Origin of the sequence: Luteibacter sahnii (assembly GCF_034063545.1) — a bacterium.
Lineage (GTDB): Bacteria > Pseudomonadota > Gammaproteobacteria > Xanthomonadales > Rhodanobacteraceae > Luteibacter > Luteibacter sahnii.
The window spans coordinates 20645-41517 of the sequence record NZ_JAQLOK010000011.1; the positions used below are offsets into that span (position 1 = coordinate 20645).

The following is a 20873-nucleotide window of genomic DNA, read 5'->3' on the forward strand; positions in this document are numbered from 1 at the left end:
CCCCGGATTCGGGTGAGCATGGCCCCTGTCCGCGAGCCCCAGGGATCGCAACAAGGCGAGCGATACCATCACCCGCACGATGTCGGCTCGCGCCGGATCGTCCATGCGATCGGCTTCCACCCCGTGCCGTTCACACCCCACCTGCTAGCCTTGCCGCCGATTTTCCGGCACGGACAAGGCAGGCTCCATGATCGACTTCCTCGACCATCTCGGCATCGACCACGCTACCCGCGTGATCCTTTTCACTTACCTCGTGCGCATCGGCATCGCGCTCGTGGCGCTGCTCGTGGGCTTCTGGATCGCCGCGCGCATCGCCAACGTCGGTCGGCGCGCGCTCGAACGCGCCCACGTCGACGCCACGCTCGCCGGCTTCCTGCGCAACGCCATCTACGGCTTGCTTATCGCCTTCATCATCGTGCAGGTGATGGGCATGGCGGGCATCCCCACGGCCTCCCTGATCGCCGCGCTGGGTGCGGCCGGCCTGGCCATCGGTCTGGCCCTGAACAGCTCGTTGTCCAACCTCGCCTGGGGCGTGCTGCTCATCTTGTTCCGGCCGTTCCGCATCGGCGACTACGTGCTGGTCGGCGGCGTCGAAGGCACCGTCGACAGCATCAACCTGATGCACACCTACCTCACCACGCCGGACAACCGCGAGGCTGTCGTACCCAACGCCAAGGTCGGCGGCGACGCCATCATCAACTACAATCGCCGCGGCACCCGCCGTTTCGAGTTCAAGGTGGGCATCGGCTATGGCGACGACATCGGCAAGGCCATGCAGGTGATCCAGGCACTGTTCGATGCCGACCCGCGCATCCTGAAAGACCCAGCCCCGGGCGTGTGGACCGACACCCTGGGCGATTCGGCCGTGAACCTGGTCATCCGTGGCTGGGCCAAGGTGCCCGACATGTACGGGGCGCAGACCAACCTGCTGCGCCGCATAAAAGAGCGTTTCGCGGAGGAGGGCGTCACCATCCCGTTCCCGCAGAGCGAAATCCGCCTGGTCGGCCCCGCCCCGGACGAGACGGGCGACAAGCGCGACCCCGCCCCCGGCGCCTGACCCGGATCGCGTCGCCGCCGGCGCAGCGCGCGGCGACGCCCTGTTCACCGCTACGCACCACGGAAATCAGCCAAACGCCCGTTCGAACCCCGAATTTCGGCCTCCAAGGGATTACAATCGACCGGTTGCGCCGCAGCACGGCGCCCGTCATTCCCCCGCCGGTGGGTTCGTCCGCCCGCCGACGACAGTTCGAGGAGGTTCCATGGCCGACGTCAAAGAAGCCCGCGTGCCCGATATCGGAGGCAAGGCGGTTCCCGTCATCGAAATCATGGTCAAGGTCGGCGATCGCGTCGAAAAAGACCAGAGCTTGGTGACGCTCGAGTCCGACAAGGCCACGATGGAAGTGCCTGCGCCCTTCGCCGGCGTCATCAAGGAACTGAAGGTCAACGTCGGCGACGAGGTCGACGAAGGCGCGGTCATCGCGCTGGTCGAAGCCGAAGGCGATGCCCCGGCCGCCAAAGCCGACGCGCCGAAGGCGCAAGCCCCTGCGGCCGCCGCGCCCGCGCCGGCGCCTGCACCCGCGCCGGCCGCCGCCACGGCCAAGGCGCCGTCGGCATCGAAGGCGTCAGGCCCGGTCGAGGTCAACGTTCCCGACATTGGCGGCAAGCCGGTGCCGATCATCGAGATCATGGTCAAGGTCGGCGACACGGTCGAGAAAGACCAGAGTCTCATGACGCTCGAATCCGACAAGGCCACCATGGACATCCCGGCCCCCGCGGCCGGCGTCATCAAGGCGCTCAAGGTCAAGGTCGGCGACGAAGTGAACGACGGTGACCTCATCGCCGTGCTCGAAGGTGCCGATGGCGGCGCCGACGCGCCTGCCGACGCGCAGCCGGCGGCCCGCACCGACAAGCCGGGCGTGGCCGAAGCGCCCGCCCCGGCACCGTCATCGGCACCGTCATCGGCCCCGGCCAGGGCCGACGCACCCGCCGGAGGCGCCCCGCGCACTCCGCCGGTGTCCTTCGACGCCTCGGTGGTCATGCCCGACAGTGCCCCCTATGCCAGCCCGGCCGTGCGCGCCTTCGCCCGCGAGCTCGGTGTCGACGTTGCCCAGGTCAAGGGCAGCGGTCGTGGCGGGCGCATCCAGCGCGAAGACGTCAGCGCGTACGTCAAGCGGGTGATGACCTCCGGTGTCGCGCCGTCCGCGCAGGGCGGTGCCGTCGCCGCCGGTGGCGGCCTCAACCTGCTGCCGTGGCCCAAGGTCGATTTCGCCAAGTTCGGTGAGATCGAAGAAAAGCCGCTCGGTCGCATCCCGAAGATCTCCGCGGCGAACCTTGCCCGCAACTGGGCGATGATTCCGCACGTCACCCAGTTCGAAGACGCCGACATCACCGAGCTCGAAGCCTTCCGCAAGAAGCTCGGCGAAGAAAACAAGGATCTCAAGGTCACCCCGCTGGTGTTCCAGATCAAGGCGGTGGTCGCGGCGCTGAAGAAATTCCCCACCTTCAACGCCTCGCTCGACGCGTCGGGCGAAAACCTCACCCTCAAGAAGTATTTCCATATCGGCATCGCCGTGGACACGCCCGACGGCCTCGTCGTGCCGGTGATCCGCGACGCCGACAAGAAGGGCCTGCTCGACCTGGCCGCCGAACTGGGCGAGATCTCGAAGAAGGCGCGCGACAAGAAGCTCACCGCCGCCGACATGCAGGGCGGCTGCTTCTCGATCTCCTCGCTCGGCGGCATCGGCGGCACGGCGTTCACGCCGATCGTCAACGCGCCGGAAGTCGCGATCCTCGGCGTCTCCAAGGCGCAGATGAAGCCCGTCTGGAACGGCAAGGACTTCGCGCCGCGCCTGATGCTGCCGCTGTCGCTGTCGTACGACCACCGCGTCATCGATGGCGCGCTGGCGGCGCGCTTCGCGGTCTACCTGGCCCAGCAGCTCGGCGACATCCGTCGCCTGTTGCTCTGACCGGAGGCGAGCGAACCATGGCAAACATCGAACTGAAGGTTCCCGACCTCGGCGGCTCGCACGACGTGCCAGTCATCGAGATCCTGGTCAAGGCGGGCGACACCGTCGAGAAGGACCAGAGCCTCATCACGCTGGAATCGGACAAGGCCACGATGGACGTGCCCGCCTCGCAGGGCGGCACGATCGTCGAGATCACGGTCAAGGTCGGCGACGAAGTGAACGAAGGCACCGTCATCGCGGTGATCGACGCCGCGGGCGAGGCACCGGCCAAGGCCGTGGGCCAGTCGACCGTCGAGCAGGCACCGTCGCCGGCCGCACCCTCGCCGGCACCCGCACCGCCCAGGCAGGATGCCCAGCGTGCCGCCGCGCCGCAGGCCGCGGGCGCGTCCGGCCGCAAGGCCGACATCGAATGCCAGCTCGTGGTGCTCGGCTCCGGTCCGGGCGGTTACACGGCCGCGTTCCGCGGTGCGGACATCGGTCTGGACACCGTGCTGGTCGAACGCTACGAAACGCTCGGCGGCGTGTGCCTCAACGTCGGCTGCATCCCGTCGAAGGCGCTGCTGCACGCGGCGGCCGTCATCGACGAAGCGGACGCGATGGCCGCGCACGGCATTACCTTCGGCAAGCCGAAGATCGATCTCGACAAGCTCCGTTCGTTCAAGGACGGCGTGGTCGGCAAGCTCACCGGCGGCCTCGCGCAGATGGCCAAGGCGCGCAAGGTGCGTACGGTCACCGGCGTGGGGCGCTTCATCTCGCCCCATGAACTCGAAGTCCAGACGGCCGACGGCACCAAGCTCATCCGTTTCGACAACGCGATCATCGCGGCGGGTTCGCAGTCGGTGAAGCTGCCGTCGTTCCCATGGGACGACGAGCGCATCATCGATTCCACCGGCGCGCTCGAACTGCGCGATGTGCCGAAGAAACTGCTCGTCGTCGGCGGCGGCATCATCGGCCTGGAAATGGCGACGGTGTATGCCGGCCTGGGTGCCGAGGTTACCGTGGTCGAGTTGGGCGACCAGCTCATCCCCGGTGCCGACGCCGACCTCATCAAGCCGCTGCAGGCGCGCATCGCCAAGCGCTACAAGGGCATCCACCTCAAGACCCGTGTCGTCGAAGCCAAGGCCACGAAAAAGGGCATCGAGGTCACGTTCGAGGGCGCCAGCATCCCCGACACCACGCTGTTCGATCGCGTGCTGGTATCGGTGGGTCGTTCGCCCAACGGCGGCAAGGTCGGCGCGGAACAGGCGGGCGTCGAGGTGACCGAGCGCGGCTTCATCCCGGTCGATCGCCAGATGCGTACCAACGTGAAGCACATCTTCGCCATCGGCGACCTCGTGGGCCAGCCGATGCTGGCGCACAAGGCCACGCACGAGGCCAAGGTGGCCGCCGAGGCCGCCGCCGGCATGAAGAGTTTCTTCGACGCGCGGGTGATCCCGTCGGTGGCATACACCGATCCGGAAATCGCCTGGGTCGGCGTCACCGAGCGCGAGGCGAAAGAAAAGGGCCTGAAGATCGGCGTGGGCAAGTTCCCGTGGGTGGCGTCGGGCCGCGCCATCGGCATCGACCGCACCGAGGGCTTCACCAAGCTGCTGTTCGACGAAGCGACCCACCGCATCGTGGGCGCGGGCATCGTCGGTCCGCATGCGGGCGACCTCATCTGCGAACTGGCGCTCGCCATCGAGATGGGTGCCGAAGCCGGCGACATCGGCCGTACCGTGCATCCGCACCCCACGCTCGGCGAATCCGTCGGCATGGCAGCCGAGGTGTACGAAGGCACGATCACCGATCTGTATATCCCCAAGAAGAAGTGATTCCCCGACGCCCGCGATGCCTTTGAACCGGCATCGCGGGCGTCGGGTTCGGTGCAGGGCGGGGCACGCCCCGGCGATACCTGCACGGTGCCAGACAGCTATCGCGTCAAGGGTCAGGTTATGGCATCGTCCCCGGATGCCCGCTCCCCAGCCAGCCCATTACCTGCGCCGCCTCGGCATCTGGGACGCCGCGATGATCGTCATCGGCGGTGTCATCGGTGCCGGCATCTTCCGCACGCCGGCCTCGGTCGCGAAAAGCACCAGTTCGGGCACCGAAGTGCTCATCCTGTGGACGCTCGGCGGCCTGCTCACTCTCGCGGGCGTGCTCTGTTACGCCGAACTGGGTGCGCGGCGCCCGCAGGCCGGCGGCACCTACGTCTACCTGCGTGAGGCCTTCGGGCAGTTGCCGGCGTTTTTGTTCGGCTGGACCATGGCGCTGATCAACTACCCCGGCAGCGTCGCCGCGGTGGCGACCACCTTCGCCGACTACGCCACCCAGGCGGTCGGGCTGTCGCACGCGTGGGTCAAGCCGTTCGCGGTGGGTGCGATCAGCTTCATCGTGGCCGTCAACCTGTTCGGCATACGTGCCGGCGCCTTTGTCCAGAACCTCTTCACCGTGCTCAAGCTCGGTGCCGTCGCGCTGCTGATCGCGGTGGGGCTTTACCTGGCCCGTGGCCACCTGGGCATGGCGTTCGCCCATGACCCCACGCACGATGTGCCGGTGGGCACCCTCGTCGGCGCGTTGCTGCCGGCGCTGTTCGCCTACGGTGGTTTCCATTACCTCAACGACCTCGCCGGCGAAGTGCGCGAACCGCAGCGCACGCTGCCCCGCGCGCTCGGCCTCGGCATGGGCAGCGTGGTGGTCTGCTACGTGCTGGTCAACGTGGCCTACATGGCCGGCCTCGGTCACGACGGCCTCGCCGCCAGCACGGCGCCGGCAGCCGACCTGATGCGCAAGCTCTTCGGCCAATCCGGTGCCACGATCATCGCCGTGGGCATCGCGTGCTCCACGTTCGGCTATTGCAGCATCGCCATCGCCGGTGGTGCGCGCGTGCTGCAGGTGATGAGCGCCGACGGCATGTTCTTTCGGCCCATCGCGCGCATCGACGCGAAGACGGGCGCACCGCAGATCGCGTTGGCGGTGCTGGGCGGGTGGGCGATCGCGTTGATCCTGTCGGGCAGCTTCGACGCGCTGCTCAACTACACCACGGTCGGCGAATGGCTCTCGCATGCGTTCGGCATCGCCACGATCTTCTGGTATCGCCGCAAGCTGAGGTCGGAGCCGTCGCCTTACCTCGTGCCCGGGTATCCGTGGCTCCCGCTGGTGTTCACCAGCACCGTGCTCTGCGTGATCGCCGCCACCGCCATCGCGGCGCCCGGCGACGCCGGCATGAGCCTGCTGATTATCGGGATCGGGGTGCCGGTCTATTACCTTTGGCGTCGGCGGGCGGCGGGTTAGCCCATCGCCCGCCCTGCGCGCGACCGGAGACCTGTCACCCATCCAACGACGATTCACGCGCCCCATGGGACAGTAAGCGAATGCGCACGATCCTGACCTTCGCCTTCCTTGGCCTGCCGGCGATCGCCCACGCGGCGGCCGTCGATCCGGTGCATCCCGGCACCGCGCTGCGCGTCAAGGCGACGAACGCCACGCTCGATCCCACCGTGCGCAAGGCCGCCGACGGTAGCGAACTCGTCGCGCTCACGTTCCAACCGTCGGTCGCGCCCTCGCTGACGCTCTCGCCCACGCAGGGGGCATGGCACTGGCCCGCGAATGGCACGATGCGCCTGCGCGTACAGAACGGCATGCCCTGGCCGGTGACGTTGATCGTCGACGTGGCCTCTGGCGACACGCACCTGAAAACCACCGTCGGGCTTCCGCCCGGGCCGCCGCAGACGTTGTCGCTCCCGCTCCATGCCACGTCGCCCCGCGCCTTCGGCATGCAGGTGGGCCCGCCGATGCCGTTCGACGACGGCAAGATCAAGCGGCTCGTCGCCACGTCGGTGGACGGCGCGATCGACGCGGCCCATGTTTCGTCCGTGACACTCTCCATGCCGCAGCCGGGGGCGGCGCAGACCGTGCTCATCGGCGCGATCGACGACGTGCCCGGCGACGCCGACCTCAAGGCCGCCTACACCGGTATCGTCGATCGGTACGGGCAATACACCCGCGCCACCTGGCCGGAAAAGATCGCCAGCGACGCCGAACTGAAACGACGCGCCGACGCCACGCCTCACGTCGACGCGGTGGCCGGGCTCGACCGCTACGGCGGACGTACCGATCTTGCGGCGATGAAGGCCACCGGGTGGTTCCACACGCAAAAGCAAAATGGCCGATGGTGGCTGGTGACCCCCGAAGGGCACGCGTTCTTCTCCCTCGGCGTCAATGCGGTCAATCACACCGACGGCCGCACCTACGTGCAGGGCCGCGAGTTCATGTTCACCGATGCGTCCGGCGCGAGCGGCCGCTTCGGTGGCACCGCCGACAGTCGCAGCGACAACGGCTCGCAACGCGACAACGGCATGAACCACGGTCGATGGTGGGACATCTACGCCAACAATGTGGCCCGCACCCTCGGCGACGATTTCGCCAAGGCATGGCGCGCCCGGACGCTCGATCGCCTCAAGGCCTGGCGCTTCAACACGCTCGGCAACTGGAGCGACCCCGCGTTCGCGACCGACCGGCGCATGGCCTACACCGTGCCGATCCTGATTCGTGGTGACTTCAACACCGTGAGCACGGGCTACGATTACTGGGGCCGCATGCCCGACCCGTTCGACCCGCGTTTCGTCACGGCCACCGAGCATGCCGTGGCCGCCGCCACGCGCACCGTGCGCGACGATCCATGGTTGCTGGGCTACTTCGCCGACAACGAACTGGCCTGGGCGGGGCAGGGTCCCCAGGGGCGCTGGGCGCTCGCCATGGGCGCGCTGGCGCAGGGGCCCGAAAGCCCGGCCAAGCAGGCCTTCATGGCCCAACTCAAACAGCGCTACCCGGACGTCGCGGCGTTCGCGAAAGCGTGGGGCGTCGAGGCGACCGACTGGAACCACGTCGCCGCCGCGGGCTTCCATGCGCCCGATCCCAACGAAGCGCATCCGGCCATCGCGGCCGACGACATCGCTTTTCTCAAGGCGTACGCCACGCGTTATTTCCAGACCGTCGCCCAGGTGCTGAAGAAGGCCGATCCGCACCATCTCTTCCTCGGCGGTCGCCTAGCGGTGCGCACGCCGGAAGTGGAAGAAGCCAGCGCCACCGTCGCCGACGTCACCAGTATCAACACCTACACCGACCTGCCGGAACATGGTTTCGACGTGGCCGAATTCCGTCGGTGGGACAAGCCGGTGATGATCACGGAGTTCCACTTCGGCTCGGCGGACCGGGGTCCCTTCGGCAACGGCGTGGTCGGGGTGGCCCGCGAAGCCGAACGAGGCAAGGCCTACGCGCGCTTCGTCGATGCGGCGAACGCGTCGGGCGTGATCGTGGGCACGCACTGGTTCCAGTACGTCGACCAGCCGGTGACCGGTCGCGTGCTCGACGGCGAAAACGCGCACATAGGGCTTGTCGGCATCACCGACATCCCGTTCGACGGCTTCACCCGCGACGTGACCGCGACCAACGCCCGCGTGGGCGGTGGATCAGGCAGCGGGCGCGGCCGATAAGCCCACGTGGGCTTCGCGCGCGGCGGTGCGGCCGATCGCGAAGCAGAGCGGTTCGGCCATGCCCACCAGGGTGCTGATGGCCAGGTTCTGGTTCACCGCGTAGCTCATGGAAAAAGCGATGCTGAAGTGCGTCGCCGCGAACTTGATCGAACGGGCCATGACGGACTCTCCAATAAGAATGACTCTCATTATGGGGATCGCCATCCCCGAGTCCAACGCATCGTTTCGATCGCCGCGATAGGTGGGCCCTATCGATGCAGCGTGGTGCCCACCACCATCACTACCATCATGACCATCGCCACGGCCATGCAGGCGCTGGTGGGCTTGACCCGGCGGGCATCCACGCGGGGCACGAGGCGCCAGACCAGAAACGCGCCGATCAGCATCCCCACCACCAGCACGCCACGCATCCAGGGCAGGGCGAACACCGATTGGCCCGCCGCCTGCCCATGCTGGGCAGCGATCACCAGGCCGCCCAGCGCCACCACCGAGAGCGCCCACAGCAGACTGGCGAAATAGGCCCGGTTGAACACCACCGGGGTGCGCTCCAGCCAGCGCAGGATCGCCCAGATCATCACGGCCGGCACCACGGCGGCGGCGCTGGAATAGATCACCCACCAGATGGCGGCCGAGAGCAGGGTCAGCAGGGGCTGGGTCATTCGTAGCGCACGCCGAAACGGGTCATCGCCTTGCTCATGAGCCAGGCGGGGCCGATCAGGAGGTATTGCAGGTCGGTGAGAAACGACGGCCGCTTGCCTTCGATGCGATGGCCGACGAACTGGCCCACCCATGCCACTACGAACACCCCGACGGCCAGCCAGGCGAGGTTCGTGGCGCCGATGCCGCGGTAGAGGATGTCGGTGACGAAGGCCAGCGTCACGAAGGCGGCGGCCATGGCCACGCCGATGGCTCGCGAGAGCCGGTAATAGTAGAAGCAGAAGGCGAGGAACATCGCCACCACCGCCCACAGACCGGGCCGGCCCAGCCACGTGGGCACCGGGATCAGCCAGACGAAGGCGACCACCGTCCAGGTGATCGCCGGCACGCAGATCCAGTGGATCAGCCGGTTGGTCGGGTTCTGGTGGTCGCGGCTGTAGTTGCCGAACCACGTCGCTGCGTCGCGCATGCCCTGCCTCCGTGAAACCCGCCCGCGGGACCGCTACGTTAGCTCAATCGCAACCCGGCGAGCTTGTCGAGCGCTTCGGCGTATTTGTCGGCCGTGCCCTGGATGACGTCGGCGGGCACCTTCGGGGCGGGCGGCTGTTTGTTCCAGCCGATGCGCTCGAGGTAGTCGCGGACGAACTGCTTGTCGTAGCTGGGCGGGCTGATGCCCACCTCGTAGCCCTCGGCAGGCCAGAAGCGCGAGGAATCCGGGGTGAGCATCTCGTCCATCACGTGCAGCACGCCGTTCTCGTCGGTGCCGAACTCAAGCTTGGTGTCGGCCACGATGATGCCGCGCTCGGCCGCGTAGGCGGCGGCGAAGCGGTAGATGTCCAGGGTGGCCTGGCGCACGGCGTTGGCGAGCTCTTCGCCCACGGCGGCGACCACGGCATCGAAGCTCACGTTTTCGTCGTGATCGCCCACGGCGGCCTTGGTCGATGGCGTAAAGATCGGTTCGGGCAGTTTTTCGGCCTGGCGCAGGCCGGGCGGCAGGGTGATGCCGCAGAGCGCGCCGGTGGCCTGGTAGTCCTTCCAGCCCGAGCCGATCAGGTAGCCGCGGGCGATCGCCTCCACCGGCACCGGCTTCAGGCGCTTGGTCACCACCGCGCGCTTTTCGTAGAGCGCCGGATCCACCCCGGCCGGCAGCACCGAGGCCAGATCGTCGCCGGTGAGGTGGTTGGGAAGGATGTGCTCCGTCTTGCCGAACCAGAAGTTGGAGATCTGCGTCAGCATCTCGCCCTTGCCCGGGATGGGGTCGGGCAGCACCACGTCGAACGCCGACAGGCGATCGGTCGCCACCATGAGCAGGCGGTTGCCGGGCAGGGCGTAGACGTCGCGAACCTTGCCGCGATGGATGAGGTCCAGGCCGGGCAGGTCGGATTGGCTCAGGGTGGTGGGCACGTCAAGGCTCCGGTGCGGGAAATTCCCATTGTATCTCCGGAAGCGGCGCGCCATGACCGATGGGGCAGCCTGCTAGAATCTGCGGTTACCGCCCCCATAGCCTTGCCATGCGCCATTTCACGATCGCGGCTGTCCTCCTGGCCTTCTCCGCTCCCGTCCTCGCCGCGCCGCCCGCCAGGCCCGCGCGCCTGGGCCTGTGCGCGGCGTGCCATGGCGAAGACGGCATGGCACGCATCCCCGGCGCACCCAACCTGGCCGGGCAGAAGCGCGATTACCTCCGGGCGGCGCTCGCCCAATACCGCGACGGCCGCCGCGACATCCCGATGATGCGCGCGGCGGTCGGTCCCCTCACCGATGCGGAGCTGGACCAGCTCGCCGACTGGTTCTCCGCCCAGACTCCCGCCAAGGGCGCGCCATGAACCTCACCGGTGCCTTCATCGGAGCCATGATCGGCTTCTGGCTCACCCATTACAGTCTGCTCGGCATCCTCGTCGGCGGCGCGCTGGGCTTCATGTTCGACGCCAGCCGCCAGCAACGTCGTCGCACGCCCGCGCAGGGTGGCTACGTGGCGCCGCTCTTCGCCCTCATCGGCGCGGTCGCCAAGGCCGACGGGCGCGTGTCCGAAGCCGAGATCGCCATCGCCGAGCGCCTGATGGCGCGCATGGGCCTCGACCAGGACGAACGGCGCAAGGCCATCGCCGCCTTCAACGAAGGCAAGCAGCCCGAGTTCAACGCCAGCCCGGTCATCGACGAACTGCGCCAGTGGGTCGGTCACCGGCGCGACCACGCGTTCCCCGTCATCGACGTGGTGATCGACACCGTGCTCGCCGAAGGCGCGCCGTCGCCCGCGAAGATGGCCATCCTGCGCGAGCTCGCGTTTGCGCTGCGCGTGAGCGACATGGAGCTCATGGCGCTCATGGCGATGAAAGGCTACGCGTGGAACGCGGGCCCGGGCGGCCGCTCGCAGGGTGGCGGCCATGGCGGCGGCTACGTGCCACCGCAGCGGAACACCCAGGGCCCCGATCCCTACGCCGTGCTCGGCATCCAGCGCGATTCGGACGAACGCGCCATCAAGCGCGCCTATCGCAAGCTGATTTCCGAACACCATCCCGATCGCCTGGGCGATCTTCCCGAAGACATGCGTCGCCGCGCGGAGGACCGCGCCAGCGAGATCAACGCGGCCTACGAACGGATCAAGACCGAGCGCGGCTTCAAGTAAGCCGGCCACGGCGCGTCGACCCGCGCCGCCTTATCCTGACGCGACATCACCGAACGCCAGCACGTTGCCCACGGAGCGTCCCATGTCCAAGCTATCCCCGATCATCGCCCCGTCCATCCTCTCGGCCGACTTCGCCCGCCTCGGCGAAGACACGCGCAAGGTGCTCGACGCCGGTGCGCAGTGGGTGCACTTCGACGTGATGGACAACCACTACGTGCCCAACCTCACCATCGGCCCGATGGTGCTCAAGGCGCTGCGCGACTATGGCATCCAGGAGCACATCGACGTGCACCTCATGGTGAAGCCGGTCGACCGCATCGTGCCGGACTTCGCCAAGGCGGGGGCCACGAGCATCAGCTTCCATCCGGAAGCCTCCGAGCACGTTCACCGCACCATCCAGCTCATCAAGGGCGAGGGGTGCGAGGCCGGGCTCGTGTTCAACCCGGCCACGCCGCTGAACTGGCTCGACCACGTGCTCGACACCATCGACATGGTGCTGATCATGTCGGTGAACCCCGGTTTCGGCGGGCAGACATTCATCCCCTCGGCGCTGGAGAAGATCCGCCAGGTGCGCGAGCGCATCGACGCCAGCGGGCGCCCCATCCGGCTTGAGGTCGACGGCGGCGTCAACGCCGACAACATCGGCCAGATCGCCGCCGCGGGCGCCGACACCTTCGTGGCGGGTTCGGCCATCTTTACCGCGCCGGACTACGCCGACGTGATCCGCCGCATGCACGCGGCGATCGACAACGGCTGAGCCAACGCCGCCGGGGGCGCCATGCAGGCGTGCGCCCCGCGCGCGAAAGCGTCGAGCGCGAATCCAGGGTGCTACGCTAAACCCCGCCCGGGGAGGCCCACCGAAGGACACGACGATGAAATCATCGATCCTGCTGTCGCTTTCGCTCCTGTGCGCGTCCAGCCTCGCGGTCGCCCGCGAACGCCCCGAGCCCCTTCCCGACCAGCGGGACGCGGTCTCGGCCTCGTTGCAGCCATGCCCCGGCGGCCTCGAACGCTTCCTCCCCGGCGATTACTACTTCTGCTCGGCGGCGCGAAACTACTGGAGCGGCCACCCTGGCATGGCCCGTGAGAGCCTCAAGGATGCCGCGGCCTGGGCCAGCAAGCCCGCCCAATACGCCCTCGGCATCATGTATTTCAACGGCGATCACGCCGAAAAGAATCGTCCTCTCGGGCTGGCCTGGCTGGCGCTCGCGGCGGAACGCCACGACCCCGCCTACGAGCCGAGCTTCATCTCCGCGTACAAGCAGGCGTCCACCGACGAACTGGCCCAGGCCAACGCGTACTGGCTCCAACTGAAGGCGACGTACGGCGATGCCGTCGCCGGGCCCCGCGCCGAGCGCCGCTTCACCCGCGCCTACCGCGAGATCGCCTGGGCGGTGGACTTCGGCGGCAGCGTGTTCATCGACGGCCTGACCATGCCCGAAAACCCGCATCTTCTCGGGATGCAGAGCGGCTTCTCCCTGGCGCGCTACCTGCAGGTCCAGAAGGCCGACTTCTTCCGAGGCTACGACAGCCGGGTCTTCGTGGGCGACGCCACGTTGGTGCCCATCAGCACGGTGGCACCGCGCGCCGATTGACGGCGCGAAAAATCTCCCCCGGCCACGGGACCGGGGGAGCGAAGGGGCTCCGCGAGGAGCGTCCCAGGGGGAAGGGAAGGGTCAGTGCAGGCTGAACAGCACGCCGAGGACGAGCGCGCCCAGGGCGAGCAGCACACGAAGCGGTTCGAAGTCGCGTTCGAGTTCGGAGTTGTCGGCGTCGAGCTTGGTTTTCATGGCGGGGTTCCTTTCGGCGCCGCAGTGGCCGCCGTGGTGAACAGTGAAACGCCGGAAGCGGCGCCGTAAACGGCCCCCATGGGGCAATCCGGTGGCTATTCGTGGCAAACCCATGGCAACGGCCCCGTGAAGGTTTCGAAGGCTTGCGGAACACACCCCGGCATAGCACCCTGCGCTCGCCGATCCCCTTTCACGGAAGTACCCATGGCCCGCAGCATCGCCATCGTCGAAGACGAACCTCTCATCCGCGCCAACTATGTCGAGGCACTCAACCGCTTCGGCTACGAGACCCGCGGCTACGGCTCGCGTGGCGAGGCGTCCACCGCCTTCGCGATGCGCCTGCCCGAGCTGGTGATCATCGATATCGGCCTGGGTGACGAGCCCGAGGGCGGCTTCGACCTGTGCCGCGAGCTGCGCGCCAAATCGGCCACGCTGCCGATCATCTTCCTCACCGCGCGCGATTCGGATTTCGACGTGATCTCCGGTCTTCGCCTGGGCGCGGACGACTACCTCTCCAAGGACACCAGCCTGCACCAGCTCGCCGCGCGCATCGCCGCGCTGTTCCGGCGCATCGAGTCGCTGAAGGCGCCGGCGTCGAGCGAGATGGTGATCGAACACGGCCCGCTGCGCCTGGAATCGGAGCGCATGCGGATCACCTGGAACGGCGTGGAAATCCCGCTGACGGTCACCGAATTCTGGATGGTGCACACCCTGGTGCGATTCCCCGGCCACGTGAAGAACCGCGACCAGCTCATGCGCGAAGCCGAACTGGTCGTCGACGACGCCACCATCACCTCGCACATCAAGCGCATCCGCAAGAAGTTCGTGGCGCTGGCGCCGGATTTCGACGCGATCGAGACCGTGCACGGCGTGGGCTACCGCTGGACGCCGTGACCCCTGGCACGCGTGCCAGCGGTCCATCGCGATAGATGACCCTCCGACAGAAACTCCTTCTCGTCGCCCTGTGCACCCTGGCCCTGCCCGTGGCCGGGTGGCTCTACGTGCGCCAGATGGAGACCCTGCTGCGCGAAGGCCAGGCCCAGGCGCTCGTGGCATCCGCGCGCGCCATGGCGCGCAGCCTCGTGGTGGTGGATGCGCCACTGCCGCCGGCCGGTCCGGCGTGGTACGTGCAGCCGAGCAACGTGCCGATCACCATCGACGGCTACGGCGACGACTGGGCGCCGCTCAGTCCCTGGGCCCAGCCGTTGGGCCAGCACGCCCGGCTGATGCTCGCCGAAGACAGCCACTGGCTCTATTTCTACGTGGACGTGCGCGCGGGCCAGCGGCGTCGCGCCGACGCGGGCGACCGGCTGGCGCTGACCGCCGACCACCTCATCGTCTCCATCGCCAGCGGCGATGACGCGCAGCGTTACCTGCTCGCCAGCGCCGCGCCCGGCCCCACCACGGCCATCGCGCTCGATCCGGAAGCGGGCGTGTTGCCCGATCGCATCAACGCGCAGTGGCAGGAAGACGGGGGCGGCTTCCATGTGGAGTTCCGCCTGCCGCGCGGGCTTCGCCTGGATCACTTCGGCGTCGGCGTGCACCTGGCCGCCGACGGCGATCCCGAGCCGCTCACGGCGGACAACCGGCCGCTACTCGACTTCTCCCCGGCCTTGTCGCAGGAGCTGTCGCGCCTGGCCCCCGACGGCGTGCGCGTACGCGTGGTGTCGCCCGACGGGTGGTTGATGGCGCAGAGCGGCAAGCTGGCCTTGCCCGACCAGCCGCTGGCCGAACGACCCGGCTGGTTTGCTTCCCTGATCTACCGCTCGCTCGTCGCCACGCGACTGGACGACGCCGGGGCGTGGGCCGAAGACGTGCCGCGCATCGACCTGCCCGAAGTGCGTCGCGCGCTTGAGGGCAAGCCGTCCACCGCGTGGCGCGTGGGCGAGGCCCGTGGGAGCGTCGTGCTGGCCGCGGCCATGCCGGTCACCATTCGCGGCAAATTGCACGGCGTGGTGTTGCTCGAACAGCCCAGTCGCGCCGTGCCGCTGCTCGCCAATCGTGCGCTCTTCGGCCTGCTTATCGTGAGCTTCGGTGTGTTGCTGGTGGCCGGTGGCGTGCTGCTGCTGTTCGCCACGCGCCTGACCTTCCGTCTGCGGCGCCTGCGTAACGCCGCCGAACGCGCGCAGGACAACGATGGTCGCCTGGATGGTCCCTTCCCGCTCACCGATGCCACCGACGAACTCGGTGATCTGGCCCGCAGCTTCGCGCGGCTCTTCGAGGTGGTGGGGGGCTACACCGACTACCTGCGCACCCTGGCCTCCAAACTCTCGCACGAGCTCAACACACCGCTGGCGATCGTGAAATCCTCGCTGGACAACCTCGACCATGCCGGCTTGCCCGCCGAGGCCGAGCCCTATCTGGCCCGGGCCCGTGACGGCGTGGCGCGGCTGGGCGCGCTGGTGCGGGCGATGAGCGAAGCCAGCCGGATGGAACGCGCCATCGCGGCCGCGGAAGCCGAAGACGTAGACCTCGCCGAGATCGTGCGCGGCTGCGCCGACGGCTACCGCGTCCTGGCCGGTGGACGGCGCATCGACACGTCGCTGCCCGATGAACCGATCCGCATGCATGTCTCGCCGGAACTGATGGCGCAGGCGCTGGACAAGCTCTTCGACAACGCGGTGTCGTTCACGCCGGCCGACGGCTGGCTGCGCGTCACGCTGTCGCCCACGCCGGACGGCGCGGATATCACGTTGGCCAACCAGGGGCCGTCGTTGCCGGCGGCCATGCAGGGTCGCCTGTTCGATTCGCTGGTGAGCCTGCGCGACAAAGCCACGCCCGGCGAAGCGCCCCACCTGGGGCTGGGGCTCTACGTGGTGCGCCTGGTGGCCGAGCGGCACCAGGGGTCGGCCAGCGCGTGCAACATCGAGGGCGGCGTGGCGTTTACGCTGCACCTCAAGGGGATGGCGCGACAGCGGTTGGCGTGAGGCGCGACCCGCGCGCGAACCCTCGAACGGGCTAAGACGAAAGACGCCATGCCCCGGTGGGCGCGGATCGCATCCGCGAACCCTCAAGCGGCTCATGCGAGCGAGGTCGCTACCTCCTTGGTGCGAGGCTCCCGCGTCCCGGGCCGGCTTCCGCCGGATCGCGCGCAGGGCGCGCTCCTGCGCTTACAATCGCAGGTCATTCTCCAGCCCGTCCACCCCATGATCTCCCGCGAACAATTCGACGCCTACGCCGCGCAGGGCCACACCCGCATTCCGCTGGTGCGCGAGGTCTTCTCCGATCTCGATACCCCGCTGTCGGTGTACCTGAAGCTGGCCGACGGCCCGTACACCTTCCTGTTCGAATCGGTCGAGGGCGGCGCCACCTGGGGACGCCATTCCATCATCGGCCTGCCGGCCAGGCGGGTGTACCGCCTGCGCGGCCACGAGCTCGAAGTGGAAGACAACGGCGAGGTCATCGAGCGCCGCCACCTGGACGACCCCCTCGCCGAGATCGAGGTGCTGCGCCAGCAGTACGTCGTGCCGAAGCTGCCGGGCCTGCCCGATTTCAACGGTGGCCTCGTCGGCTACTTCGGCTTCGAGACCATCGGCTACATCGAAAAGCGCCTCGCCCAGTGGGACAAGCGCGACGAACTGGGCACCCCCGACGTGTTGCTGATGCTCGCCGACGAGCTGGCGGTGTTCGACAACCTCAAGGGCCGCCTTTACCTCATCGTCCATGCCGATCCGTCGCGTCCCCAGGCCTACGCGGAAGCGAACCGCCGCCTCGACGCGCTGACCTTCCGCCTGCGCCAGGCAGGCGCGTCGTACCCGCAGATGCTGCAACCGGCGGCCATCGACGAATCCGATTTCAAATCCTCGTTCACCCGCGAGGAATATGAAGCCATGGTCCGCACCGCGCAGGAATACATCCGCGCCGGCGACATCTTCCAGGTGGTGCCCTCGCAGCGCCTGAGCGTGGGGTTCAACGCGCGCCCCGTCGATGTCTACCGCGCGCTGCGCGCGATGAATCCGTCGCCGTATATGTTCTTCATCGACATCGGCGGCACGCAGATCGTCGGTTCGTCGCCCGAGATCCTCGTGCGGCTGAAGAACGGCCGCGTGGTGCTGCGCCCCATCGCTGGCACGCGCCGCCGCGGCAAGGACGCCGCCGAAGACGTCGCGCTCGAAAACGAGCTGCTCGCCGATCCGAAAGAGCGCGCCGAGCACCTCATGCTCATCGACCTCGGCCGCAACGACGTGGGTCGCGTGAGCCAGACTGGCACGGTGCAACTGGCCGAATCCTTCGTGGTGGAGCGCTATTCGCACGTGATGCACATCGTGTCGCAGGTCGAAGGCGACCTGAAGGACGGCATGTCGTACATGGACGTCATCAAGGCGACATTCCCCGCCGGTACCGTCAGTGGCGCGCCGAAGATCCGCGCCCTGGAGATCATCCAGGAACTGGAACCTTTCAAACGCAACATCTACGCCGGGGCCATCGGCTGGCTTGGCTGGTGGGGCGACGCCGACACGGCCATCGCCATTCGCACCGCCGTGATCCAGGATGGCCGGCTGCACGTGCAGGCGGGCGGCGGCGTGGTGTACGACTCCGATCCCGCCGCCGAGTGGGAAGAAACGATGAACAAGGGTCGCGCGCTGTTCCGCGCCGTGGCCCAGGCAGCCAAGGGCCTCTGATCCATGGATTCGCGTGCTTTCTTCGCCGCCGGCTCGCTCGCCGTGATGGCCGCCGCCAGCAGCGCGCCCGTTGCGGCGCGCGACGCCTTCACCGACGACCTCGCGTCGCGCACGCAGGCGCTGGCGTTGCTGCAGACGCTCAACGCCGACCTGCTCAGCCATCCCAGCGCCACGCTCACCCTCGAGCGCTGGTGTGGCGATCACGCCCTGGCGGGCGACGCGACGATCGTCGCCCACCGGGTGAAGGGACAGGACAAACCGCTGCCGGCCGCCGACCGCCAGACGCTTGGGATCGGTCCGGACGAGCCCGTGCGATATCGCCGGGTGCAGTTGACCTGCGGCGAACACGTGCTGTCCGAAGCCGACAACTGGTATGTGCCGTCGCGGCTCACGCCCGAGATGAACCAGGCGCTCGACACCACCGACCAGCCGTTCGGCAAGGTGGTCCAGCCGCTGCACTTCCGTCGTCAGACGATCAGCGCCGACCTGCTTTGGACGCCGTTGCCCAAGGGGTGGGAGATGGGCGCCCCGCTGCCCGCGAACCACGCCGGGCCGCTGTCGATTCCGCACGACGTGCTGCGTCACCGGGCGGTGCTGTATACGGGCACGAACCAGCCGTTCAGCCTCGTGGTGGAGACCTACACCGCCGAGGTGTTGGCGTTCGGCAAGCGCTGAGGCAACGCGCCCTGCGCGCGAGCTAGGCCTTCCGTCGGATTGTCCCAGGGCGCGGCAACGCCCACCCTGTGACTGTCCACAGGGAGGACCGGTCCATGCGCCAGCACCCCGCGACCGCCGGCAAGGTCGCTGCCATGACACCCAGCGCCGCCACGTTCGGCACGCTGCTCACGATCGCCCAGACGCCTGCCTTGGGCCCGCAACCGAATTCGCTCGACCACGCCGTGGGCCGGGCGACGCACTGGGTGCGCCTGTCCGAGACGCGCCGGCCCGACGCGATGTGGCTCGAAGCCGGGGCGTTGATGCAGCGGCTGGTGTCCCGCGAGGAATGGGCCCATTACATCCGCCGTATCCGCGTCGACCGCGGTGCGTTGCAGGGGCGCGAGTGGTTCGAGGTGACGCGTGTGCGCGATCCGGTGGGTCTGCCGGTCGGCGATTACCTCAACGTGATCTTCGTGGCGCATTTCGCGCAGGCCTCGCAGTTCGAAACCGTGTCGCTGGCGCCGGGCGCCGCCGGCTGGTTACCCGTGGGGTATGTGATCCGACCGGTGCAGCGCGAGGTGTGAGTGCCTGTCGACGATGGGATCGGGCACTCAAAGCGCCTCGTCCAACGCCTTCGCGAACCGCTCCGGCGCCTCGATCATCGGCGAGTGCCCCAGACCCTCCAGCGGGATCAGCCGCGCTCCCGGAATCCGCGACGCCGCCTCGCGCCCCAGGGTCGGGTAGTCGCCCAGCGTCTCGCGTATGCCCGCAGGCGCGGCATCCTTCCCCACGGCCGTCCGATCCCGCTGCCCGATGATCAGCACCGTCGGCACGCGGATCTGCGCAAACTCATACACCACCGGCTGGTTGACGATCATGTCGTAGGTCAGCGCACCGGCCCACGCCGACACCTCGCGGCCCGCGCCCTGGTATTGCCCCGCCTGCATCACCGCCCACGCGTCGTACCCCGGCTTCCAGTGTCCGTCGTAATAGCTCTTGAGCTGATACGCCCGGATGCTCGCATAGGAGGTTTTCAACTCGCTGCGATACCCCTCGTCGACGCTGCGCCAGGGCACGCCCTTGGCCTTCCAGTCCTCGAGCCCGAGCGGGTCGACCATCACGAGTTTTTCGGTGCCTTGCGGAAACATCAGCGCATAGCGCGCGCCGATCATGCCACCCATGGAATGCGCTACGACGGTGACCTTCGCGATCCCCAGGCTCGCCAGCAGCGCGTGGGTGTTCGCGGCCAGCTGCGCGATGCTGTACTGGTAACCGCGTGGCTTGGACGACTTGCAGAAGCCGATCTGATCGGGGATCACCACGCGATAGCCCTGGCCGACGAGCCGGTCGGCGGTGTCTTTCCAGTAGGGGCCGCAGAAGTTCTTGCCGTGCAGCAGCACCACGGCGCGTCCGTTCGGTCGGACCGGTGTGAGGTCCATATAGGCCATCTCCAGCGACTGGCCCTGGCTGGCGACGGGAAACATCGTCACCGGGTAGGGATATTCGGCACGTTCCAGGCGCGCGCCGAGGTCGGGCACCGTGGGCGTGTCGGCGAACGCGGGCGCGGCGAGGGCGAGCAGGGCGGCGGCGAGGGCGAGCAGGGCGGCGGCGAGTCGATGCATGGAGGCGCTCCGTGAGGTGCATCGAGGGTACGGTGCGGGGCGTCGCGGTCTCGTGGCGAGGCATCGGGCTACACTCCGCCCCTTCGCAATCCCGAGGCCTTCGCCATGCCCGACTACATTCGCCCGCCCATGACCCGCGGCGTCGACCCGCAGCGCATGAACTGGCTGTGGCAATTGATCCTCCAAGCCACGGATCTGGATCCTGCCGACGTGCGCGCGGCGTTGAATGCCTCCGGCGTGCCCGTGACGGATCAGCGCGTGGCGAGCTGGCAGGCGAGCGATCGCGACGAGCAGTATTTTCCCCTGACGATCGCGGAACTGGAGCGCAATTTGCGAGCGGTGGTGGCCTTCAGGCAGGCGCGTGCGGGGGCGTCCGAAGGGGCGTAAATCCCGGCCTGTGCCGCGACGACGGGTCGGTGCGTCGCACCGGCGCAGGCCGGTGCCTACGGCCTCGGTGGCCGGTTA

At 68.2% G+C, this 20873-nt stretch carries 20 protein-coding genes; 15 read left to right on the plus strand and 5 right to left on the minus strand.

Annotated elements, in window-relative coordinates; all coding sequences use genetic code 11:
• Nucleotides 1-187 precede the first annotated feature (187 nt).
• The 5 genes from PI246_RS17570 to PI246_RS17590 all read left to right on the plus strand — a co-directional run bounded on the left by PI246_RS17570 (nucleotide 188) and on the right by PI246_RS17590 (nucleotide 8437).
• Complete coding sequence (locus PI246_RS17570; RefSeq protein WP_320552620.1) at nucleotides 188-1057, plus strand: mechanosensitive ion channel family protein; 870 nt, start codon at nucleotides 188-190, stop codon at nucleotides 1055-1057.
• 202 nt (nucleotides 1058-1259) lie between these two features.
• Entirely contained in the window at nucleotides 1260-2966 is a 1707-nt protein-coding gene (aceF, locus tag PI246_RS17575; RefSeq protein WP_320552621.1) for a dihydrolipoyllysine-residue acetyltransferase, read from the plus strand.
• A gap of 17 nt (nucleotides 2967-2983) precedes the next feature.
• On the plus strand, nucleotides 2984-4777 hold the full coding sequence (gene lpdA / locus PI246_RS17580; RefSeq protein WP_320552622.1) for a dihydrolipoyl dehydrogenase: 1794 nt from the start codon (nucleotides 2984-2986) through the stop codon (nucleotides 4775-4777).
• 136 nt (nucleotides 4778-4913) lie between these two features.
• A complete protein-coding gene (locus PI246_RS17585; RefSeq protein ID WP_320552623.1) occupies nucleotides 4914-6236 on the plus strand; it encodes an APC family permease in 1323 nt (440 codons plus the stop codon).
• 80 nt (nucleotides 6237-6316) lie between these two features.
• Nucleotides 6317-8437, plus strand: a complete 2121-nt coding sequence (locus PI246_RS17590) for a beta-agarase (RefSeq protein ID WP_320552624.1) — start codon at nucleotides 6317-6319, stop codon at nucleotides 8435-8437.
• On the opposite strand, the gene PI246_RS17595 is transcribed toward PI246_RS17590, so the two are convergent.
• From PI246_RS17595 to PI246_RS17610, 4 genes are all read right to left on the minus strand, one after another.
• Nucleotides 8414-8596, minus strand: a complete 183-nt coding sequence (locus PI246_RS17595) for a DUF2061 domain-containing protein (RefSeq protein WP_320552625.1) — start codon at nucleotides 8594-8596, stop codon at nucleotides 8414-8416. The genes PI246_RS17590 and PI246_RS17595 overlap by 24 nt on opposite strands.
• An 89-nt stretch (nucleotides 8597-8685) precedes the next feature.
• Nucleotides 8686-9096: a hypothetical protein gene (locus PI246_RS17600; protein WP_320552626.1), complete on the minus strand. Its 411-nt coding sequence runs from the start codon at nucleotides 9094-9096 to the stop codon at nucleotides 8686-8688.
• Complete coding sequence (locus PI246_RS17605; RefSeq protein ID WP_320552627.1) at nucleotides 9093-9563, minus strand: Mpo1 family 2-hydroxy fatty acid dioxygenase; 471 nt, start codon at nucleotides 9561-9563, stop codon at nucleotides 9093-9095. Before PI246_RS17605 ends, PI246_RS17600 begins: the two co-directional genes overlap by 4 nt.
• 38 nt (nucleotides 9564-9601) lie before the next feature.
• Nucleotides 9602-10498: a phosphoribosylaminoimidazolesuccinocarboxamide synthase gene (locus PI246_RS17610; protein WP_320552628.1), complete on the minus strand. Its 897-nt coding sequence runs from the start codon at nucleotides 10496-10498 to the stop codon at nucleotides 9602-9604.
• 107 nt (nucleotides 10499-10605) lie between these two features.
• Here PI246_RS17610 and PI246_RS17615 point away from each other — a divergent pair, with 107 nt between their 5' ends.
• From PI246_RS17615 to PI246_RS17655, 9 genes are all read left to right on the plus strand, one after another.
• Nucleotides 10606-10917, plus strand: a complete 312-nt coding sequence (locus PI246_RS17615) for a c-type cytochrome (protein ID WP_320552629.1) — start codon at nucleotides 10606-10608, stop codon at nucleotides 10915-10917.
• Nucleotides 10914-11717, plus strand: coding sequence for a co-chaperone DjlA (gene djlA, locus PI246_RS17620; protein ID WP_407069837.1), 804 nt, complete (start codon nucleotides 10914-10916; stop codon nucleotides 11715-11717). Before PI246_RS17615 ends, djlA begins: the two co-directional genes overlap by 4 nt.
• An 82-nt stretch (nucleotides 11718-11799) precedes the next feature.
• Complete coding sequence (gene rpe, locus PI246_RS17625) at nucleotides 11800-12474, plus strand: ribulose-phosphate 3-epimerase (RefSeq protein ID WP_320552630.1); 675 nt, start codon at nucleotides 11800-11802, stop codon at nucleotides 12472-12474.
• 115 nt (nucleotides 12475-12589) lie between these two features.
• On the plus strand, nucleotides 12590-13312 hold the full coding sequence (locus PI246_RS17630) for a hypothetical protein (RefSeq protein ID WP_320552631.1): 723 nt from the start codon (nucleotides 12590-12592) through the stop codon (nucleotides 13310-13312).
• Nucleotides 13313-13711: 399 nt separating this feature from the next.
• Complete coding sequence (gene pdsR, locus PI246_RS17635) at nucleotides 13712-14401, plus strand: proteobacterial dedicated sortase system response regulator (RefSeq protein ID WP_320552632.1); 690 nt, start codon at nucleotides 13712-13714, stop codon at nucleotides 14399-14401.
• Nucleotides 14402-14436: 35 nt separating this feature from the next.
• Nucleotides 14437-16434 (plus strand): ATP-binding protein, encoded by a 1998-nt coding sequence (locus PI246_RS17640; RefSeq protein WP_320552633.1) that lies wholly within the window; start codon nucleotides 14437-14439, stop codon nucleotides 16432-16434.
• Between the two features lie 219 nt (nucleotides 16435-16653).
• Entirely contained in the window at nucleotides 16654-18129 is a 1476-nt protein-coding gene (gene trpE / locus PI246_RS17645; protein ID WP_320552634.1) for an anthranilate synthase component I, read from the plus strand.
• Nucleotides 18130-18132: 3 nt separating this feature from the next.
• Nucleotides 18133-18804, plus strand: a complete 672-nt coding sequence (locus PI246_RS17650; RefSeq protein WP_320552635.1) for a hypothetical protein — start codon at nucleotides 18133-18135, stop codon at nucleotides 18802-18804.
• Nucleotides 18805-18899: 95 nt separating this feature from the next.
• Entirely contained in the window at nucleotides 18900-19370 is a 471-nt protein-coding gene (locus PI246_RS17655) for a DUF4019 domain-containing protein (protein ID WP_320552636.1), read from the plus strand.
• Nucleotides 19371-19397: 27 nt separating this feature from the next.
• Here the strand turns inward: PI246_RS17655 and PI246_RS17660 are convergent, their stop codons facing one another.
• Nucleotides 19398-20408 (minus strand): alpha/beta fold hydrolase, encoded by a 1011-nt coding sequence (locus tag PI246_RS17660; RefSeq protein WP_320552637.1) that lies wholly within the window; start codon nucleotides 20406-20408, stop codon nucleotides 19398-19400.
• Nucleotides 20409-20513: 105 nt separating this feature from the next.
• Between PI246_RS17660 and PI246_RS17665 the strand changes: the two genes are divergently transcribed.
• Entirely contained in the window at nucleotides 20514-20795 is a 282-nt protein-coding gene (locus PI246_RS17665) for a hypothetical protein (RefSeq protein ID WP_320552638.1), read from the plus strand.
• The last annotated feature ends 78 nt before the right edge of the window (nucleotides 20796-20873 follow it).

Bases quoted from the DNA above. Each gene is read 5' to 3' on its own strand.
- aceF (WP_320552621.1), top strand. From the start codon at position 1,260: ATGGCCGACGTCAAAGAAGCCCGCGTGCCCGATATCGGAGGCAAGGCG.
- PI246_RS17665 (WP_320552638.1), top strand. From the start codon at position 20,514: ATGCCCGACTACATTCGCCCGCCCATGACCCGCGGCGTCGACCCGCAG.
- PI246_RS17660 (WP_320552637.1), bottom strand. From the start codon at position 20,408: ATGCATCGACTCGCCGCCGCCCTGCTCGCCCTCGCCGCCGCCCTGCTC.
- PI246_RS17615 (WP_320552629.1), top strand. From the start codon at position 10,606: ATGCGCCATTTCACGATCGCGGCTGTCCTCCTGGCCTTCTCCGCTCCC.
- PI246_RS17630 (WP_320552631.1), top strand. From the start codon at position 12,590: ATGAAATCATCGATCCTGCTGTCGCTTTCGCTCCTGTGCGCGTCCAGC.
- PI246_RS17570 (WP_320552620.1), top strand. From the start codon at position 188: ATGATCGACTTCCTCGACCATCTCGGCATCGACCACGCTACCCGCGTG.
- PI246_RS17605 (WP_320552627.1), bottom strand. From the start codon at position 9,563: ATGCGCGACGCAGCGACGTGGTTCGGCAACTACAGCCGCGACCACCAG.
- pdsR (WP_320552632.1), top strand. From the start codon at position 13,712: ATGGCCCGCAGCATCGCCATCGTCGAAGACGAACCTCTCATCCGCGCC.
- PI246_RS17585 (WP_320552623.1), top strand. From the start codon at position 4,914: ATGCCCGCTCCCCAGCCAGCCCATTACCTGCGCCGCCTCGGCATCTGG.
- lpdA (WP_320552622.1), top strand. From the start codon at position 2,984: ATGGCAAACATCGAACTGAAGGTTCCCGACCTCGGCGGCTCGCACGAC.
- PI246_RS17595 (WP_320552625.1), bottom strand. From the start codon at position 8,596: ATGGCCCGTTCGATCAAGTTCGCGGCGACGCACTTCAGCATCGCTTTT.
- PI246_RS17600 (WP_320552626.1), bottom strand. From the start codon at position 9,096: ATGACCCAGCCCCTGCTGACCCTGCTCTCGGCCGCCATCTGGTGGGTG.
- djlA (WP_407069837.1), top strand. From the start codon at position 10,914: ATGAACCTCACCGGTGCCTTCATCGGAGCCATGATCGGCTTCTGGCTC.
- PI246_RS17590 (WP_320552624.1), top strand. From the start codon at position 6,317: ATGCGCACGATCCTGACCTTCGCCTTCCTTGGCCTGCCGGCGATCGCC.
- rpe (WP_320552630.1), top strand. From the start codon at position 11,800: ATGTCCAAGCTATCCCCGATCATCGCCCCGTCCATCCTCTCGGCCGAC.
- PI246_RS17655 (WP_320552636.1), top strand. From the start codon at position 18,900: ATGCGCCAGCACCCCGCGACCGCCGGCAAGGTCGCTGCCATGACACCC.
- PI246_RS17640 (WP_320552633.1), top strand. From the start codon at position 14,437: ATGACCCTCCGACAGAAACTCCTTCTCGTCGCCCTGTGCACCCTGGCC.
- trpE (WP_320552634.1), top strand. From the start codon at position 16,654: ATGATCTCCCGCGAACAATTCGACGCCTACGCCGCGCAGGGCCACACC.
- PI246_RS17650 (WP_320552635.1), top strand. From the start codon at position 18,133: ATGGATTCGCGTGCTTTCTTCGCCGCCGGCTCGCTCGCCGTGATGGCC.